At 65.7% G+C, this 18,859-nt stretch carries 17 protein-coding genes and 1 pseudogene; 9 read left to right on the top strand and 9 right to left on the bottom strand.

The annotated features are described in order from the left end of the window. Window positions 1-8: 8 nt before the first annotated feature. The 3 genes from E7V67_004275 to argJ are packed head-to-tail and all read right to left on the bottom strand — an operon-like array spanning window position 9 to window position 2,523. Window positions 9-425: an NUDIX domain-containing protein gene (locus E7V67_004275; GenBank protein ID WUR14326.1), complete on the bottom strand. Its 417-nt coding sequence runs from the start codon at window positions 423-425 to the stop codon at window positions 9-11. Beyond that, window positions 422-1,288, bottom strand: a complete 867-nt coding sequence (locus tag E7V67_004270; protein ID WUR14325.1) for an ATP-binding protein — start codon at window positions 1,286-1,288, stop codon at window positions 422-424. Before E7V67_004270 ends, E7V67_004275 begins: the two co-directional genes overlap by 4 nt. Then, window positions 1,288-2,523 carry a bifunctional glutamate N-acetyltransferase/amino-acid acetyltransferase ArgJ gene (argJ, locus tag E7V67_004265; GenBank protein WUR14324.1) on the bottom strand — a complete coding sequence of 412 codons (1,236 nt, stop codon included), beginning with the start codon at window positions 2,521-2,523 and terminating at the stop codon, window positions 1,288-1,290. Before argJ ends, E7V67_004270 begins: the two co-directional genes overlap by 1 nt. Window positions 2,524-2,785: 262 nt before the next feature. Here argJ and E7V67_004260 point away from each other — a divergent pair, with 262 nt between their 5' ends. The 5 genes from E7V67_004260 to E7V67_004240 all read left to right on the top strand — a co-directional run bounded on the left by E7V67_004260 (window position 2,786) and on the right by E7V67_004240 (window position 7,008). Beyond that, the gene (locus E7V67_004260; protein ID WUR14323.1) at window positions 2,786-3,196 is read left to right on the top strand and encodes a hypothetical protein; all 411 of its coding nucleotides are present in this window, start codon (window positions 2,786-2,788) and stop codon (window positions 3,194-3,196) included. Between the two features lie 274 nt (window positions 3,197-3,470). Continuing rightward, complete coding sequence (locus E7V67_004255) at window positions 3,471-4,685, top strand: porin (protein ID WUR14322.1); 1,215 nt, start codon at window positions 3,471-3,473, stop codon at window positions 4,683-4,685. A gap of 9 nt (window positions 4,686-4,694) precedes the next feature. Then, window positions 4,695-5,105, top strand: coding sequence for a hypothetical protein (locus E7V67_004250; protein WUR14321.1), 411 nt, complete (start codon window positions 4,695-4,697; stop codon window positions 5,103-5,105). 267 nt (window positions 5,106-5,372) lie between these two features. Beyond that, the gene (locus E7V67_004245) at window positions 5,373-6,587 is read left to right on the top strand and encodes a hypothetical protein (GenBank protein ID WUR14320.1); all 1,215 of its coding nucleotides are present in this window, start codon (window positions 5,373-5,375) and stop codon (window positions 6,585-6,587) included. A gap of 10 nt (window positions 6,588-6,597) precedes the next feature. Continuing rightward, entirely contained in the window at window positions 6,598-7,008 is a 411-nt protein-coding gene (locus E7V67_004240) for a hypothetical protein (GenBank protein ID WUR14319.1), read from the top strand. Window positions 7,009-7,132: 124 nt separating this feature from the next. On the opposite strand, the gene E7V67_004235 is transcribed toward E7V67_004240, so the two are convergent. From E7V67_004235 to E7V67_004220, 4 genes are all read right to left on the bottom strand, one after another. Continuing rightward, a complete protein-coding gene (locus E7V67_004235; GenBank protein WUR14318.1) occupies window positions 7,133-8,263 on the bottom strand; it encodes a serine hydrolase domain-containing protein in 1,131 nt (376 codons plus the stop codon). A gap of 103 nt (window positions 8,264-8,366) precedes the next feature. Continuing rightward, window positions 8,367-10,238, bottom strand: coding sequence for a methyl-accepting chemotaxis protein (locus E7V67_004230; protein WUR14317.1), 1,872 nt, complete (start codon window positions 10,236-10,238; stop codon window positions 8,367-8,369). Window positions 10,239-10,470: 232 nt separating this feature from the next. After that, window positions 10,471-13,239 carry a preprotein translocase subunit SecA gene (secA, locus tag E7V67_004225; GenBank protein WUR14316.1) on the bottom strand — a complete coding sequence of 923 codons (2,769 nt, stop codon included), beginning with the start codon at window positions 13,237-13,239 and terminating at the stop codon, window positions 10,471-10,473. Window positions 13,240-13,263: 24 nt separating this feature from the next. After that, a complete protein-coding gene (locus tag E7V67_004220) occupies window positions 13,264-13,476 on the bottom strand; it encodes a hypothetical protein (GenBank protein WUR14315.1) in 213 nt (70 codons plus the stop codon). A gap of 30 nt (window positions 13,477-13,506) precedes the next feature. Here E7V67_004220 and E7V67_004215 point away from each other — a divergent pair, with 30 nt between their 5' ends. Further along, entirely contained in the window at window positions 13,507-13,980 is a 474-nt protein-coding gene (locus E7V67_004215; GenBank protein ID WUR14314.1) for a DciA family protein, read from the top strand. A gap of 4 nt (window positions 13,981-13,984) precedes the next feature. Here the strand turns inward: E7V67_004215 and lpxC are convergent. Then, window positions 13,985-14,921 (bottom strand): annotated as a pseudogene (lpxC, locus tag E7V67_004210) (UDP-3-O-acyl-N-acetylglucosamine deacetylase). Between the two features lie 107 nt (window positions 14,922-15,028). Further along, window positions 15,029-15,871 (bottom strand): DMT family transporter, encoded by an 843-nt coding sequence (locus E7V67_004205; protein WUR16226.1) that lies wholly within the window; start codon window positions 15,869-15,871, stop codon window positions 15,029-15,031. Window positions 15,872-16,030: 159 nt separating this feature from the next. Between E7V67_004205 and E7V67_004200 the strand changes: the two genes are divergently transcribed. From E7V67_004200 to E7V67_004190, 3 genes are all read left to right on the top strand, one after another. Continuing rightward, entirely contained in the window at window positions 16,031-16,465 is a 435-nt protein-coding gene (locus E7V67_004200; protein WUR14313.1) for a hypothetical protein, read from the top strand. Between the two features lie 57 nt (window positions 16,466-16,522). Next, window positions 16,523-17,020 (top strand): SET domain-containing protein-lysine N-methyltransferase, encoded by a 498-nt coding sequence (locus E7V67_004195; protein WUR14312.1) that lies wholly within the window; start codon window positions 16,523-16,525, stop codon window positions 17,018-17,020. Window positions 17,021-17,086: 66 nt separating this feature from the next. Continuing rightward, complete coding sequence (locus tag E7V67_004190) at window positions 17,087-18,739, top strand: tannase/feruloyl esterase family alpha/beta hydrolase (GenBank protein WUR14311.1); 1,653 nt, start codon at window positions 17,087-17,089, stop codon at window positions 18,737-18,739. The last annotated feature ends 120 nt before the right edge of the window (window positions 18,740-18,859 follow it).

Below are 18,859 nucleotides of genomic sequence, written 5' to 3'. Positions count from 1 at the left end.
ACCGGTGTTTATGCGTCAACAGTGCTGCAGGCGTCCCGTGAAATCCACTGCAACAGCGGAATCGTGGCCGGCAGCAGCGGCTCCACGCCGACCTCGCCCTGCCAGGCGAAGGCCTGGCCTTCCAGGCTTTGCGGTTCGCCGCGCCAGTCGCGGCTGATGAAGAAGTGCAGCCGCACGTGGGCATGTTCATAGACGTGTTCGACACCGCACCACTCGTCGGCCGACAACACCTCGATGCCCAGCTCCTCCATGAACTCGCGCTTGAGCGCTTCCAGGACGGTCTCGCCCGGGTCCACTTTCCCGCCCGGGAACTCCCAGTAGCCCGCGTACGGCTTGCCGGGCGGGCGCTGGCCCAGCAGCACGTCGCCATTCGGCTTCATCAGGATGCCGACCGCCACGTCGATCGGTTTCACCGGTGCCGTCATGCCAGCTTCCCTGCATAGTCGCGCGCGAACTGCCAGGCCACGCGGCCCGAACGGGAGCCGCGCTGCAGCGCCCAGCGCAAGGCGTCGCCACGGGCTTCCTCGATCTGCCCGGGCGTGCAGCCGAACGACGCCAGCCAGTGCGCCACGATGTCCAGGTAGTCGTCCTGCTTGAACGGGTAGAACGACAGCCACAGGCCGAAGCGTTCCGACAGCGAGATCTTCTCCTCCACCGTCTCGCCCGGATGCAGGTCGCCATCCTCGTCGTGGCGGTAGCTGGCGTTGTCCGACATCCGCTCCGGCATCAGGTGGCGCCGGTTCGAGGTGGCGTAGATCAGCACATTGTCCGACTGCGCCGTGATGGAGCCGTCCAGCGCCACCTTCAGCGCCTTGTAGCCGCTCTCGCCTTCCTCGAACGACAGGTCGTCGCAGAACACGACGAATTTTTCGGGGCGTCCCGCCACCAGGTCGATGATGTCCGGCAGGTCGGCCAGGTCGGCCTTGTCCACCTCGATCAGGCGCAGGCCGTCGGCGGCGAAGCGGTTCAGGCATGCCTTGATCAGCGACGACTTGCCGGTGCCGCGCGCGCCCGTCAGCAGCACGTTGTTGGCGGGCCGGCCCTGCACGAACTGCAAGGTGTTCTGCTCGATCTGCGCTTTCTGGGCCGAGACGTTGTGCAGGTCGTCCAGTGCGATGCGCGAGGCGTGCGTGACCGGTTGCAGCCAGCCGGCACCGGTGCCGCGCTTGCGCCAGCGGAAGGCGCTGGCCGCGTGCCAGTCCGGCGCCGGCACGGCCGGCGGCAGCAGCGCCTCGACCCGCACCAGCACCTGTTCGGCACGGGCCAGGAATTGCTCCAGTGACGTCATCAGGAACGGTAGTCGGCGTTGATCGACACGTAGTCGTGCGACAGGTCGCAGGTGTACACGGTAGCGCGGGCGGCACCGCGCGCCAGCTTGACGCGTACGGCGATCTCGCTCTGCTTCATGACGCGCTGGCCGTCCTCTTCCTTGTAGTCAGGGTTGCGGCCGCCGTCTTTCGCGACCCATACGTCGTCCAGCCACAGGTTGATCTTCGAGACGTCCAGGTCCACGCCGGCATAGCCGATCGCGGCCAGGATGCGGCCCAGGTTCGGGTCGGAGGCGAAGAAGGCCGTCTTGACCAGCGGCGAATGGGCGATCGAGTAGGCGATCTTGCGGCACTCCTCGACCGACTCGCCCTCTTCCACCGTGATGGTGATGAACTTGGTGGCGCCTTCGCCGTCGCGGATGATGGCCTGGGCCAGGAACACGGACAGCTCCGTGACGGCCGCCGCCAGTTCGCGGTATTCGGGCGAATCGACCGAGTTCACTTCCAGCGTGCCGGCGCCGGTGGCGATCAGCATGAAGGAGTCGTTGGTGGACGTATCGCCGTCGATCGTGATGCAGTTGAACGACTGGTCCGCGGCCTCCTTGACCAGCTGGTCCAGCACCGGCTGCGCCACCTTCGCGTCGAACGCCAGGTAGCCCAGCATCGTTGCCATGTTCGGCTTGATCATGCCGGCACCCTTGCTGATGCCCGTCAGCGTGACGGTGTGGCCGGCGATCGTCACCGTGCGCGAGCCGGCTTTCGGCTGCGTGTCCGTCGTCATGATCGCTTCGGCCGCGTTGAACCAGTTATCCGCCTGCAGGTTCTGCACGGCGGCCGGCAGGCCGGCCTTGATCTTCTCGACCGGCAGCGGCTCCAGGATCACGCCGGTGGAGAACGGCAGGATCTGCTGCGCGTCCAGGCCCAGTTCGCGCGCCAGCGCGTCGCAGGTGGCCTTGGCGTTGGCCAGGCCGGCCTCGCCGGTGCCGGCATTGGCGTTGCCCGTGTTGACCAGCAGCGCGCGGATCGGCTTGCCGCCGGCCTTGACGGCGGCCAGGTTGTCCTTCGAGATCTGCACCGGCGCGGCGCAGAAGCGGTTCAGCGTGAAGACGCCCGCCACCGTGGCGCCTTCGGCCAGTTTCATCACCAGCACGTCCTTGCGGTTCGGCTTCTTGATGCCCGCTTGGGCGTAACCGATCTCGATGCCCGCGACGGGCTTCAGGTCGGCGGCGACAGGAATAGGGGAATTGACGGCCATGGTCTTGTTCTCGTGCGAATGAATGGAAGCGCTATTGTAATACCTGCAGCATGCGCGGCGCGGACGGCGCTTCGATGTCATTTCTGCCAGCAAAGTTCTCGGAAAACGACACTAAGTTTTCTTAAAAATATTGTTCCGCCGGATTTGATTGATACGCCCCCGGCTCTCGCATATCGTAGAGAAACCCGAAGGTGCAATGCGCCGTCTACCGTTCAATCGTCACCGTCGTCCCTCGGCGCGGACAAGTTTCAAGGAGTTAGTCATGAAAAAGCTGCTGTCATCCCTGCTGTTGGCCGCCGTGGCGACGGCCGCCCTGCCGGCCGCGGCCGAGACTGTCGTCATCGTCAGCCCGAAAAATCCCGCCAGCCGCATGTTCTCGGAACAGGCAGCCCAGTTCTTCCTGGGCAAATCGGCCCAGTTCACGCCGATCGACCAGGCCGAGGGCTCGGCGATCCGTACCGATTTTTACAAGCGCATCTCGAACATGGAAGCCAGCCAGGTCAAGGCTGCGTGGCTGAAGCTGGTGTTCACGGGTAAAGCCACGGCCGAACCGAAGGAATACAAGTCCGATGCCGAGGTAAAGAAGGCCGTGGCCGACGATCCCAAGGCCATCGGCTATATCAACAAGTCGTCGGTGGACGATACCGTCAAGGTGATCCTGACGCTGCAGTGATCCTGCCCGCGTTCGCCCCGCAACCCGGCCAAGTGCCGGGTTTTTTCATGGGTCCGCAGTGAAATTCGTGGTGTCCCGCACCGCCGGGTTTTGAATGGCTGATATTTCAGTTTTGAATATTACACGCAAAAACAACATAAACATTATCTACGATATATCCATGTGGAAATAGTTGTTGCACGGCACCATACGGTCCGTTAAGGTAGCGTTCTCGCACAAAACCGCACGCTCGTTCGCGTCGCGGGTGCAACGAACAACTTATCGGATCCACAGCATGAAACACACCCTGATCGCCGCAGCCGTCCTGGCCGCCACCTGCCTGCCACAGGCCCACGCAGCCACCCTGGGCGGCGACAACCTGACCATCAGCGGCTTCGGCACGCTGGCGGCCGCCCGCAGCAATACGGAAGACGCCCGCTTCACCCGCGTCAACCAGCGCGAAGGCACGGCCGGCACGACCACCTTCGGCCTCGATTCCAACCTGGGCCTGCAGGCGACCTACACGATCAACGACAAGCTGTCCGCCACCACCCAGATCCTGTCGCGCAAGACGACCGGCGAGACCTTCTCCACCGAACTGGCCTGGGCCTTTGTCAAGTACCAGGTCAGCGACGAAATCGCCGTACGCCTGGGCCGCGTGGTGGTGCCGTCGTTCCTGATCTCGGACTACCAGAACGTGGGCTATGCCAACACGATGATGCGTCCGCCGATCGAGATGTACGGCCAGAACCTGATCGAAACGGCCGATGGCGTCGACGTCAACTGGCAGCACAGCTTCGGCGACACCAATGTGACGGCGCAGGCCGTCGTCGGCGTCGCGCGCGGCAAGGTCTGGGTGGCCACGGACCGCTCCGAACCGCACTACCAGGCAGGCACGGCCGGCTTCGCCATCAGCGCCGAACACGGCCCGGTCACGCTGCGGTTTGCGCACGTACAGGCCAAGCTGAAGTCGCCGGAAGCCGTACTGATCAGCTCGTTGACCGACACGCTGTCGGCCGTCGGCTTCGCCCAGCTGGGCCGCGACATCGCCATCGCCGAACCCAAGCGCATCGCCTTCACGTCGGTCGGCCTGCTGGCCGACTGGCGCAATATCGTCGTGCAGGCCGAGTACGGCCGCCGCAGCGCCAAGGACCCGGTCTACCTGACCGACAGCGACGCGTGGTACACGATGGCCGGCTACCGCTTCGGCAAGGTGCTGCCGTACTACACCCACGCCAAGTGGCACGGCAAAGGCTCGAACGTGACGGTGCCGTCCGCGCTGGCGCGCATCCCGGCCCTGAACGCGGCCACCCGCGGTCTGCTGGCCGGCGGCGAGCAGTCGACCGATACGATCGGCGTGCGCTGGGACTTCGCCAAGTCGGCTGCCCTGAAGGTGCAGGTCGACCGCGTCAAGCCGCAAGCGAACGACGGCTTCCTGAAGGAAGTCACGGCAGCCGGCCATGGCAAGAACGTGACCGTCGTCGCCGCCGGCGTCGACTTCGTCTTCTAAGGAGCCTTCATGAAAAAAACCATCGCTTCCATCATCGCCGTCACCATGGCCATGGCCGCCCTGCCGGCCGCGGCGGAGACCGTCGTCATCGTCAGCGCCAAGAACCCGGCCAGCCGCATGTTCTCGGAACAGGCCGCCCAGTTCTTCCTGGGTAAATCGACGATGTTCACGCCGATCGACCAGGCCGAAGGCTCCGCCATCCGCAACGAGTTCTACAAGAAGGTCGCGGACAAGGACGCCGCCCAGGTGAAGGCACTGTGGTCCAAGCTGGTCTTCACCGGCAAGGCCACCGCCGAACCGAAGGAATTCAAGTCCAACGCCGAGGTCAAGAAGGCCGTGGCGGAAGACCCGAAAGCCATCGGCTACATCGACAAATCGGCCGTCGACGACACGGTCAAGGTCATCCTGACCCTGCAGTAATCCGCTCCGCGCGGAATGCAAAGCCCGGCCTCGCGCCGGGCTTTTTCATTGCCAAAACGACTCGCTTGCGCCCTGTGGAGTCCACAAAAAACGACAGAAGATTTCATTAAATATATCTCTTCTCAGTTTTTCATTGATACTCCACAGCAATATCAAATAAGGTAGCACCTGCATGCACGACATCGTGCGCAGCCGCTTCCCCACCTCCGCAGCGGCGCCGCGAAGAGCACTACCCCAACACCCAAAACACTACGAACGGACCCCAGCATGAAACAAAAACTGTTAGTCGCATCCATCCTGGGTGCCCTCTGCTTCGCACAAGCGAACGCGGCCTCCCTGGGCGGCGAAAACCTGACCATCAGCGGCTTCGGCACCCTGGCAGCGGCCAAGAGCAACACCGAAGACGCCCGCTTCACCCGCGTCAACCAGCGCGAAGGCACCGCCGGCACCTACACGTTCGGCCTCGATTCGAACCTGGGCCTGCAGAGCACTTACACCTTCAACGACAAGATGTCGGCCACCGCGCAGATCCTGTCGCGCAAGACCTCCGGCGAATCCTTCACGACCGAACTGGCGTGGGCCTTCGTCAAGTACAAGGTCACCGATGAAGTCGCCGTGCGCCTGGGCCGCGTCGTCGTGCCGGCCTTCCTGATCTCCGACTACCAGAACGTGGGCTACGCCAACACGATGATGCGTCCGCCGATCGAAATGTACGGCCAGAACATCATCGAGAACCTGGACGGCGCCGACGTGAACTGGCAGCACAGCTTCGGCGACACCAACGTGACCGCCCAGGCCGTTGCCGGTATCGCCCGCGGCAAGTCGTTCGTGCCGGCCGACCGTTCCGAAGTGCGCTTCCAGGCACCGGCCTTCGCTGTCGCCGTTGCTGCGGAACACGGCCCGGTCACGCTGCGTTTCGCCTACGCCGAAGCCAAGCTGAAAGCGCCGGGCGTCAAGCCGATCGAATCGCTGACCGGCACGCTGCGCTCGCTGGGCTTCACCCAGCTGGCCAGCGATATCGGCATCGCCGAAGGCAAGCGCATGTCGTTCACGTCCGTCGGCCTGCTGGCTGACTGGAACAATATCGTCGTGCAGAGCGAATACGGCATGCGCCGCGCCAAGGAACCGGTCTACCTGTCGGAAAGCGATGCCTGGTACCTGATGGCCGGCTACCGCTTCGGCAAGTTCCTGCCGTACTACAGCCACGCCAACTACGACGGCAAGGGTGCCGCCGTGACGACGCCAGCCGCGCTGGCCCGCATCCCGACCCTGAACGCCGGCGTCAAGGCCCTGCTGGCCGGTTCCGAGCAAAAGACGGACAGCATCGGCGTGCGTTGGGACTTCGCCAAGTCCGCCGCCGCCAAGTTCCAGATCGACCGCGTCAAGCCGGGCGCCAAGAACGGCTACCTGACCGACGTCAAGCCGGCCGGTGTGGGCAAGGATGTGACCGTCGTCGCCGCGGGTGTCGATTTCGTCTTCTGAGGATAAGCTAATGAAAAAAACCATCCTGTCCCTGATCGCTGCCGCCGTGACCACGGCAGCACTGCCGGCCGCGGCAGAAACCGTCGTCATCGTCAGTGCCAAGAACCCGGCCAGCCGCATGTTCTCCGAGCAGGCTGCCCAGTTCTTCCTCGGCAAATCGACGATGTTCACGCCGATCGACCAGGCCGAAGGCTCCGCCATCCGCAACGACTTCTACAAGAAGGTAACGGACAAGGACGCCGCCCAGGTCAAGGCCATCTGGTCCAAGCTGGTGTTTACCGGCAAGGCCACGGCGGAACCGAAGGAATTCAAGTCGAACGCCGAGGTCAAGAAGGCCGTGGCGGACGACCCGAAAGCCATCGGCTACATCGACAAGTCGGCGGTGGACGACACCGTCAAGGTCATCCTCACGCTGCAGTAATCGCGTCACCGCAGTATCCGAGCCCGGCCCAGCGCCGGGCTTTTTCATGGGCGCTCGCCGCGCAACGGTTGGGCCCGTGTCCCACTTCGGTGACTGACCCCGCGGTGAGACACGGGCTCTTCCATTAGCGCGGTTCGTCCAGCGCCAGCTGGCGCGCCAGGCGGTCGAGCTGCTCGACGGCTTCGTCGCCGTAGCAGTTGCAGGCGACGGCGACGGCGCGGTCCTGCTCCGGCACCAGCAGCGCGAACATGTAATAGCTGCCCCAGCTGCCGGCATGGGCGCTGACGCGGCCCTTGCCCCTGACCTCCGCGATGCTCCAGCCGAAGCCGTAATCGCCGCCGTCGCCGGCATGGATCAGTTGCCACGTTTCCTGGCGCAGGAAGGTGGAAGCGCCCTGCAGGCCGCGCAGGTGTTCGCGCAGCAGCTTGGCGTATTCCGGCATGGCGATCGACATGCCGCCCGCCGCGGCCTCGACGCGTGCCATGTTATAGCGGTCGACGGCGGGGTAATCGGCGTGCCGCCATGCGCCGTCGCGCCGTTCGTGGCCGGCCACGGTGACGGGTTCGGCATCCTCCGGGAAACCGAACGTGGCCTGCACTCCCAGCGGCCTGAATACCTCGCGTTGCACCAATGTTTCGAACGGTGCGCCACCCGCGATCTCCGCGACCAGCCCTGCCACCATGTAGCCGACGTTGGAATAGGCATAGGTGCCGGGTGTCGCCCCGGGCTCCTGCCGCAGCAGGTGGCGCAGCAGCAGCGCGCGGTCCGCCACCAGGTCGCCCGTGGCGCGCGGCAGTACTGCCGCGGCGTCGGCCTCGTCAGGATCGCGCTTGAACCCACCCCGGTGCCGCAGCAGCTGCGTCACCGTGACGTCGCGCAGCGCCGGCTGCATCTCGTCGCGCCAGGCGGGGAGCAGCTCGGCCAGCGTGCTGTCCCAGCGCAGCCTGCCCTGCTCCACCAGCCGGGCCAGCAGCATGGCGGTGACGGCCTTGGTTTGCGAGCCGGCCTGCAGCGGGTCGGCGGTCAGCAACGGCGCGGCGGCACCGACACGGCGCACGCCGCTGATGGCGACGTCCACGTGGTTGGCCCCTGCCGTCAGCACCGCCACGCCGGGCAGCCCGGCGGCGGCGCGCACGCGTTCGGCCTCGGCCCGCAGGAACGACTGCTGGATCGATGACGGAGATGGCGTATCGTCGCCGCCGCAGGCGGCCTGCAGCGCGGCGATGCACAATGCGCCAATGGTATTTCGTAGCATGGACTTCCCTCTCGCAGGCGCGCCGCGGGGTGCGGCGCTCACGAGGGGAAGTGTAGGAAGGGAGCGGACGGTCCGGCAGTGCCGGAAGTCATGCCCGGTCGGTTCAGTGTTCCAGCTTGAACGTGGCGACAACCTGTTCCAGCTTGCCGGCCTGCTCCTGCAGCGAGGCCGCCGCCGCGGCGGCCTGTTCGACCAGCGCGGCGTTCTGCTGCGTGGCATCGTCCATCTGCGCCACGCTCTGGTTGACCTGGCCGATGCCCTGGCTCTGCTCCTGGCTGGCGATGGCGATCTGCTTCATCAGTGCCTCGGCTTCGCGTACCGACTGCACGATCTCCGTCATCGCCGCGCCGGCGCCATCGGCCAGGGCGCTGCCGGCATCGACCTTGCCGACGGAATCGAGGATCAGTTCGCGGATCTCCTTGGCCGCCGCGTGGGAACGCTGCGCCAGCTGGCGCACTTCGCTGGCGACGACGGCGAAGCCGCGGCCCTGCTCGCCCGCGCGCGCCGCTTCCACCGCCGCGTTCAACGCCAGGATATTGGTCTGGAACGCGATGCCGTCGATGACGGAAATGATGTCGGCGATCTTGTGCGAGCTGGCCGAGATGTCGGCCATCGTCGTGACGACCTGCGCCACCACGTCGCCGCCCTTGCCGGCCGATTGCGCGGTGGCGGCCACCAGCCGGTTCGCCTGCAGCGCGTTGTCGGCGTTCTGGCGCACGGTCGTCGTCAACTCCTCCATCGCGGCGGCGGTCTGCTGCAGGCTGGAAGCCTGTGCTTCGGTACGGCCGGACAAATCCATATTGCCGTTGGCGATCTCGCTGCTGGCGGCGGCGATGACGGTGGTACTGTCGCGCACCTCGGCGATCGTCGTGCCCAGCGACGACACGAAGCGGTTGAAGGCCCGCGCCAGCGCGCCCACCTCGTCCTCGCTGGCGACCGGCATCTTGCGGCTCAGGTCACCGTCGCCGCTGGCGATTTCCTCCAGCAGACGCGCCGCGCCCATCACCGGGCCGGCGATGGCGCGGGCGATCAGCCAGATGGCGACGAGGCCGATGCCGCCGCCGACGACGGCCGCGATCAGCGCCGATACGGTGGCCGATTTCGCCACGTCGCCCAGCACCTCCGCTTCCGGCACTTCGGCGATGACGTACAGGTTCAGCTCCGGCACGAACGACGAAGCGACGAACTGCGCGCCATTGGCGCCGTCGTAGCGCGCATGGGCGAATTTCTCGCGCTTGAACAGCTGCTCCACCAGCGCCGGTGTGAAGCCGGGCAGGTCGCGCAGCTTGTGCTTGCCGTCGGCCAGCGCCACGGTCTTGTGGACCAGGATGGTGCCTTCCGCATTGACGAGGTAGACGGAGCCGGACTGGCCCAGCCGGTAGCCGCGGATGCTCTGCGCCAGCGTATTGGCGGACAGGCCGAGGCCAGCCGCCGCCAGCTTGCCGCCGGCCGTCTCCACGCGGGTATTGATGAACAACATGTAGTCGTCGCTGCCAGGGTTCTTGTCCAGGTCGAGGCGGTACGGCACGCTGCTCGCCAGGAAGCTGTAGAACCAGCCGTCGCCTGGCGCGGCCTTCGACAGCGTGCGGTCATAACCAGCCTCCGTGTAGTACTTGCCACTGTCGGCCGAGACCCAGAACACGGTGGCCGCGTGGGTAAAGCCCTGCAGCCGCTTGGCGTACTCGCGCCAGCCGGCCACGCCCTCGTCCGGCGTGCCGGCATCGTGCCAGGCGTGCAGGAAGGTGTCGTTGGCCAGCGCGCGCGATACGGCCACCGGCTCGGCGATCTGGCGCAGGATGTCGTTACGGATCTCGCCAACCTGCGCCGGCAGTTCCGTTTCGACCACGCGCTCGCGCAGATGCGCGCTGCTCATCATGACGCTGAGCGTGGACGAGATGGCGATGAACAGCAGCAGGCACAGGCCCATGCTGAGCATCAGTTTGAATTGGATCGACAGGCGGCGGAACAGGGACATGGCGGACGCGGGCGGATTGTGGGTCTACCCAGTCTAGCGATACCGGTATTGTTGCGCGATGGAAAAACTACAAAGACGGCGCCGGGAGGGTGGCGCGGAGGCGGGAACGCAACAGTTGCGTTGGCCTGGCTTTAACGAGTTGTCTGAAACCCAAGGGGACAGGCACCTGTCTCAGGGCGTTACCGCCCTGAGACAGGTGCCTGTCCCCGGTGCCTCGGGTTTTACCGGTGCATCAGGACAGCTTGCCGTGGCAAGCCTTGTACTTCTTGCCGCTGCCGCAAGGGCATGGGTCGTTGCGGCCCACTTTCGGCGCGTTGCTGATGCCCACTTCCGGCATGTTCGACGGCGTGGCCATCGGTGCCAGCAGCTCTTCCGGCGCCGCGTTCGGGTTGAAGTCGGCGTGCTGGTAGTGCACGTTCTCCAGGTGCGCGGCGGCAGCGGCCATCTGCGCTTCCGCAGCCTCCACTTCCTCGCGCGACTGGATGCGTACCGTCATGACCATCTTCACCACTTCGTTCTTGATCATGTCCAGCATCTGGCCGAACAGCTCGAACGCCTCGCGCTTGTATTCCTGCTTCGGGTTCTTCTGCGCGTAGCCGCGCAGGTGGATGCCCTGGCGCAGGTGATCCAGCGCGGCCAGGTGCTCGCGCCAGTGGCTGTCCACGCTTTGCAGCATGACGCTGCGCTCGAAGCCGCCGAACGCTTCCTTGCCGACGATGGCGATCTTGGCGTTGTACTGCTCGTCCGCCGCGGCCAGCACGCGTTCGACGATGTCCTCGTCGGTCAGGTTGGTTTCCTTCTCCAGCATCTCCGTCAGCGGCAGGTTGATCTGCCACTCCGAGGCCAGCGTGGCCTGCAGGGCCGGCACGTCCCACTGTTCCTCGACCGATTCGGCCGGCACGTATTCGCGCACCACGTCCGTGAACACGCCGTGACGCAGGTTCTGGATCATCTCCGAGATGTCGGTCGCTTCCAGCAGCTCGTTACGCTGCTGGTAGATCACCTTGCGCTGGTCGTTGGCGACGTCGTCGTATTCCAGCAGCTGCTTGCGGATGTCGAAGTTGCGCGCTTCGACCTTGCGCTGGGCCGATTCGATCGAGCGCGTGACGATGCCCGCCTCGATCGGTTCGCCTTCCGGCATCTTCAGGCGTTCCATGATGGCGCGCACGCGGTCGCCGGCGAAGATGCGCAAGAGCGGATCGTCCAGCGACAGGTAGAAGCGCGACGAGCCTGGGTCGCCCTGGCGGCCGGAACGGCCGCGCAGCTGGTTGTCGACCCGGCGCGACTCATGGCGCTCGGTGCCGATGATGTGCAGGCCGCCGGCCGCCACCACCTGCTCGTGCAGCGCCTGCCAGCCGTCGCGCAGCTTGGCGGCCTGCTCGGCCTTCTGCGCGTCCGACAGCTCGGGATTGGCCTCGACGAACTGGATCTGCTTCTCGACGTTGCCGCCCAGGACGATGTCGGTACCGCGACCGGCCATGTTGGTGGCGATCGTGATGGCGCGCGGCGAGCCTGCCTGCGCGATGATCTCGGCCTCGCGCGCGTGCTGCTTGGCGTTCAGCACGTTGTGCGGCAGCTTGGCCTTGGTCAGGATCGACGACAGCAGCTCGGAGTTCTCGATCGACGTGGTACCCACCAGCACCGGCTGGCCGCGCTCGTAGCAGTCGCGGATGTCGTTCAGCATGGCGCCGTATTTTTCCTGCGCCGACTTGTAGACCTGGTCCTGCTTGTCCTTGCGCGCGGACGGGCGGTTCGGCGGGATCACGACCGTCTCCAGGCCGTAGATCTCCTGGAATTCGTAGGCTTCGGTATCGGCCGTACCGGTCATGCCGGACAGCTTGGCATACATGCGGAAGTAGTTCTGGAACGTGATCGAGGCCAGCGTCTGGTTCTCGTTCTGGATGCGCACGCCCTCTTTCGCTTCCACCGCCTGGTGCAGGCCGTCCGACCAGCGGCGGCCCGTCATCATGCGGCCGGTGAATTCGTCGACGATGACGACTTCGCCGTTCTGCACCACGTAGTGCTGGTCCTTGTGGTACAGCGCGTGCGCGCGCAGCGCCGCGTACAGGTGGTGCACCAGCGTGATGTTGGCCGAGTCGTACAGCGACGCGCCTTCCGGCAGCAGGCCCATTTGCGTCAGGATCGCCTCGGCCTTCTCGTGGCCCGCTTCCGTCAGCAGCACCTGGTGCGCCTTCTCGTCCTTGGTGTAGTCGCCCGGCACCTCGACCTTGCCCTTGCCGTCCGGCGTCTCTTCGCCGACCTGCAGCACCAGCTGCGGCGGCACCGTGTTCATCTTGTGGTACAGGTCCGTGTGGTTCTCGGCCTGGCCGGAGATGATCAGCGGGGTACGCGCCTCGTCGATCAGGATCGAGTCCACTTCGTCGACGATGGCGAAGTTCAGGCCGCGCTGCACGCGCTCGCGCACCTCGAACACCATGTTGTCGCGCAGGTAGTCGAAGCCGAATTCGTTGTTGGTGCCGTAGGTGATGTCGGAGGCGTAGGCGGCCTGCTTGACGCCGTGGTCCATCTGCGACAGGTTGACGCCCGTCGTCAGGCCCAGCCAGCGGTACAGCTTGCCCATCGTGTCCGAGTCGCGCTGCGCCAGGTAGTCGTTGACGGTGACGATGTGCACGCCCTTGCCGGACAGCGCATTCAGGTAGGCGGCCAGGGTCGCGGTCAGCGTCTTGCCTTCACCGGTGCGCATTTCGGCGATTTTGCCGTAATGCAGCACCATGCCGCCGATCAGCTGGACATCGAAATGGCGCATCTTGAACACGCGCTTGGACGCCTCGCGGCAGACGGCGAACGCCTCCACCAGCAGGTCGTCCAGCGCCTCGCCCTTGGCGACGCGTTCGCGGAACTCGGGCGTCTTGGCCTGCAGCTGGGCATCGGTCAGCTTTTCGAATTCCGGCTCCAGTGCGTTGATCGCTTTTACCGTTTTTTGGTACTGCTTGAGCAACCGCTGATTACGGCTGCCGAAAATCTGGGTCAGTAAGGACATGCTTGAATTCTTGTATAAACGCCGTTAAAAAAAGCCCGCTTCCAGAGCCTGCTTCATGAGCCGCCCTGCGACCTTGCCCGGAGCGCCGATGCCTGCGGCGATGTTCCGTGCTGCCCGCCGATGACGAAAGACCTGTAATTTTAGCATGCGGGTCAGGTTGGGATTGCCACCAGTAACACAATAGCGAATCAGGAAATATTCCTGCCGGCCTTGCACCCAGGCCGGCCAGCGCTGCACATGCGCCGCTGGCTATGATATGTTTCGCCGATGCGATTCAACTCCTTCAACCAGAACCGGACCGCCGTCGAAGCGACGGACTTCCTGCGCCGCCACGACCGCATGGCGGCGCTGTTGCCGGCCGTGCAACGCATGGCGCAATTACAACAGGACTGTGCCGCCGTGCTGCCGACCGCCTTTTCGTTCTGCGAGATCCTGTCGTTCGAGGACGGCGTGCTGGTGCTGTCGACCCCGAACGCGTCGGTCGCCGCCAAGCTTAAACAGCAATTGCCAAAACTGCAAGAAGCGCTTGCGCGCAAGGGGTGGCAGATCGACAACGTCCGCCTGAAGGTGCAGATGATGCGGGAGATGACCACGCCGCCGGTCGAGCCGCGCAAGCTGGTGATTCCGGAGGTGGGGGTGGAGTCGTTCGCCGAACTGTCGGACAAGCTGGAGCCGACCAAGCAGAACGCCGGGCTGATCGCGGCGCTGCGCCGGCTGGTGGCGCACCGCCGCGACGGTTGATGCACTAGTTATAGGCCCATTCCTGGTCCAGCTGGCGCGCATACGACGGCGGCGCCTCGTCGGCCGAATCGTAGGTGACGATCTCGTAGGCGTCCGGGTGGGCCAGCAGCTCGCGCAGCAGCAGGTTGTTCAGCGCGTGGCCGGACTTGTGCGCCTCGTAGGCGCAGATCAGCGGGTGGCCGATCACGTACAGGTCGCCGATGGCGTCCAGGATCTTGTGGCGCACGAACTCGTCGTCGTAGCGCAGGCCGTCCGGGTTCAGGATGCGGTATTCGTCCATCACGATGGCGTTTTCCAGCGAGCCGCCCCGGGCCAGGCCGATCCCGCGCAGCATTTCCACGTCCTGCATGAAGCCGAAGGTGCGCGCCCGCGCCACCGCCTGGATATATGAGTGCTGGCCGAAATCGACCTGGGCGCGCTGCGCCGTGCCGTCTACCGCCGGATGGTTGAATTCGATGAAGAAGTCCAGCTTGAAGCCCTCGTGCGGCACCAGGCGCGCCCATTTTTCCTTCTGCGCCCTCGCCGTCGCGCACTTCGACGGGTTTCAGGATGCGGATGAACTTCTTCGGCGCCTCCTGCTCGGCCAGGCCGGCCTGCTGCAGCAGGTAGACGAAGGACGACGCGGAACCGTCCATGATGGGGATTTCCTCGGCGCTGACGTCCACGTACAGGTTGTCGATCCCCAGGCCGGCGCAGGCCGACAGCAGGTGCTCGATGGTGGAGACGCGGGCGCCGTCACGGATCATCACGGTCGCCATGCGGGTGTCGCCGATCTCCATCGGCCCCACCGGGAAGACGACCGGGGGCTTGAGGTCGACGCGCGTGAAGATGATGCCCGTATCGGGCGGCGCGGGTCGCAGCGTCAGTTCCACCTTGGTTCCGGAATGCACTCCCACACCGATGGTGCGGACCTGTTCTTTGATCGTACGTTGTTTCAGCATCCGACGATTATATCGGCTTTCCCGGCCGCTCGCCGGCGGGCGTTGCGGCCGGTTCACGAATGTGATATGCGATGAAACACTTCAAGACAACACCGCGCAACACCGCGTCAGGGATGTTCCGCTTCCGCGTGCACGGCCTCGCGCCGCGCCAGGTAGACGCCGCTGCCGATGATGATGGCGGCGCCGACGATGGTCCAGCGGTCCGGCAGCGTGTTCCACAACGCCCAGTCGATCGCCACGCCCCAGGCCAGCGCGCTGTACTCGAACGGCGCGACCACGGACGCCTTGCCCATGCTGAACGCGCGCGTGATGGCCAGCTGGCCGAGGAAGCCGCTGACGGCCAGCCCCGCCAGCAGGGGCCAGTCCTCCAGGCGCAGCGGCACCCAGCCGCTCCAGGCCAGCGGCAGCGCCCCGCAGCCCATCATGATCAGGATCCAGAACATGATCTGCTCGTTGGAATCGGTGCGCGACAGGATGCGGCTGGCGATCGCGGACACCGCGTAGCAGGTGGCGGAGCCCAGCACCGCCAACCCGGCCACGGAGATGAAGCTGGTGCCGTCGGGTCGCAGCACCACCAGCACGCCGACCAGGCCGACAACGATGGCCAGCCACTGCATGCCGTCCACCCGCTCCTTCAGCACGATTACCGACAGCGCCGTGATCAGCGCCGGCGCGATGAAGAACACGGCATAGGTCTCGGCCAGCGGCAGCGATTTGAGGGCGTAGGCGAACAAGGTCAGCATGCCGATGCCCAGCGCACCGCGCAGCAGTTGCAGGCCCCAGTTCACCTTCAGCATCGTATTGAACTTGCCGCGGTACGCAACCCAGACACACACCAGCGGCAGCGAGGAGAACGAACGCAGCACCGTCACCTGCATGGCCGGATAGTGCGCGGCAAGCAGCTTCATGGTCGTGTCCATCACGGAGAAGATCGCGACGGCGGCGATCATCGCATAGATGGCGTGCAGGTTGTCCTTGGCGTGCTGGGTCAATGGGGCTCCGGTCGAAATAGGCAGTCCCCGTCCATTCTACGCAAAGACTTGTAACAATGTCAGGAGCCCTGCACGGCGGCCATGCTTTACACTGGCCGTTCTTTGCAAGGACACCCGATGAAGACTCTAGGCCTGATCGCGCTGCTGGCCGGCGCCGTGCAGTTCCCCGCCCATGCCGCCGGCCTGCCGGCTGGCGTGGATTGCGCCAGGCCGTCGCTGCCGCTCCTGCTGGACGAGCTGCCGGCCGATATACAAAAACTGCTGGGCCGTGGCGAGGCGGGCATCGGCGGCCTGGCCGACCGGGACGAAGCGTTCAACGCCACCGACGCCATCGGCCATGGCAACGCGCCGATGACGCGCTTCCGCTGGGCCGGACAAGGCGATGACTGCTATGCCGTCACGCTCGAGCGGGGCGGGTTGGCGCACTACCTCGAGACGCTGGTGCTGCGCCGCGGCCAGCAGGGCTGGCACATCGCCGCCACGCGCGCGCCGCGAGCGGAGGAGATGGGCGAACCGCGGCAAACGGTCGTGGCGACGGCGCCGACGAAATAATCCGCGAGACGCCAGGAACGAATCGTGCGAAACGCAAACGCGCGGTATCATTTCGACATGACCACGCCTGCCAAAAAATCCCCCTCTCCCCTGTTCGAAGTGCACGAGTCGCCGATCCACGGCCGCGGCGTGTTCGCCCGCCGCAAGATCAAGGCGGGCCAGCGCATCATCGAATACACGGGCGAGCGCGTCGACTGGGACGAGACCTGCCGCCGCACCGCCGAAAAGGGCGGCCCGATCAACCACACTTTCTTCTTCACGCTCAACGACGGCATGCTGATCGACGGCGGCGCCGGCGGCAACGAGGCGCGCTTCATCAACCATTCGTGCGAGCCGAACTGCGAAGCGATGGAAGACGAAGGCCGCGTGTACATCCACGCGCTGGTCGATATCGAAAAAGGCGAGGAGCTGAAGTACAACTACGGCCTCATCTACGACGAGCGCCACACCCCGGCCGTGAAGAAGGCGTTTGCCTGCCACTGCGGCGCGCCTACCTGCACGGGCGTCATGCTGGCGCCGAAGAAGCGCAGCCGCAAGAAGGCCGCAACTGCATAGTTTCCCAGGGACCGTAACCGTTCCGTTCGAATATCCTGTGTGCAACTAAACACAGGAGACCCACGCATGCCCGCTCACCGCCCTGCGACCGCCTGCGCGGCAGCCCCGCTTGTCGCCGCGTTATTGGCCGGCTGCGGCGGCCATGGCTCCGAATCCGCAGCTTCCGTCACACCGGTGGCCTGCGCCGACCTGGCCAGCCGCACCGTACCCGCCAGCGCCATCGGCCTGCCGACGGGTGGCGCCAGCGTCACATCGGCGGCCGTGGTGACGGCGGCGACGGGCAACTACTGCCAGGTGCTGGGCAAGATCGCCGGCGCGACGAGCGCACCGAACGGCGGTGCCAGCGCCACACCGGACATCCGCTTCCAGTTGAACCTTCCGGCTGGCTGGAACGGCAAGGCCGTGCAGATGGGTGGCGCCGGCTACAACGGTGTCGTCGTCGATGCGACGGCACCGGTACCGTTCGCGCCGGCCAGCGTGCCGCTGGCGCAGGGCTATGCCACGTTCGGTTCGGACTCCGGCCACACCGGCAGCGGCGCCTCGGCCGAATTCGCGCTGGACGAGGCGGCCATCGCCAACTTCGGCCACGAGCACCTGAAGAAGACACGCGACGCGGCCGTCGCGCTGATGCGGCTGCATTATTTGAAGCTGCCCACCCGGCTGTATTTTGCCGGCGCCTCGACGGGCGGGCGCGAAGGCATGACGGCCATCCAGCGCTATCCGGCCGACTACGACGGCGTCGTCGCCAGCGCGCCGGCCCTCAACTTTACTGGCGTGCGGCTGCACGGCGTGAAGATCGGCCAGGCGGCCTATGGCACGCCCGGCGGCTACGTCAGCCGCGCCAAGCAGGTACTGGTCCGAGATACGGTGATGGCGCACTGCGATGCCGATGACGGCCTGGCCGACCGCATCGTCGCCAACGTACCGGCCTGCCGCGCGAAAAGCGCCACGATCCTGGCGGCGCTGCGCTGCGCGGGCGGCGCCGACCTGGGCGAGCGCTGCCTGTCGGACGCGCAGCTCACCACGGTACGCGCGGTCGCCGACGACCTCGTGCTGCCCTACCGGCTGGCGCACGGCGTCGAGCGGCACCAGGGCTACAACATCCTGCAAGGCGCCGACTTTTCCGGCCCGCTGGGCCTGGGCGGCAGCGGCACGCTGCTCGTGCCACCGACGTTCGACAACGGCTACCTGTTCGCCCAGGGCGACGGCTACGTCAAATACTTCGTCGCGAAGAATGCCGCGTTCGACACGCTGCGGTTCGATATCAATAATCCAGGCGCCCTGCTGGCCCGGCTGGTGGAGCTGTCCGCCACGGTGGGCGCGACCAATCCGGACCTGGACGCCTTCCGTGCCCGTGGCGGCAAGGTCATCCTGATGCATGGCCTGGCGGACGAGGTGATCAGCCCGAACGCGACGATCGCCTACTACCAGGGCGAGGTCGCGCGCTACGGCCAGGACAGCGTGGACGGCTTCATGCGCTTCTACACGGTACCGGGCTTCGGCCATGGCACGGGCACCTTCCTGCCTGCATGGGATGCGCTGGCGGTGCTGGACCAGTGGGTCACGGCGGGTACGGCGCCCGGCACGCTGAGCGCGACGGATACGAGCCCTGCCACGAAGGGCCGCGCGCGGCCACTGTGCCGTTATCCGGCTTACCCGCGTTACCTGGGCAGCGGCAGCGTGGATGCGGCGGCGAGCTTCGCCTGCGTGAGCAATTGAGCAATCAGAAGCAGACCGGGGTCTGTCCCCGCAGGGGACTGACCCCGAAGTGCGGCAGAGTTTCGAATCGCCCTGCCGATATGTACGGTCTGGCGCCAACGTTCCGCCAAACTTCGGGGT

The organism is [Empedobacter] haloabium (genome assembly GCA_008011715.2).
Lineage (GTDB): Bacteria > Pseudomonadota > Gammaproteobacteria > Burkholderiales > Burkholderiaceae_D > Rugamonas > Rugamonas haloabia.
Note: the sequence above shows the minus strand (reverse complement) of the source record. Positions and strands in the feature narration are given on the sequence as shown.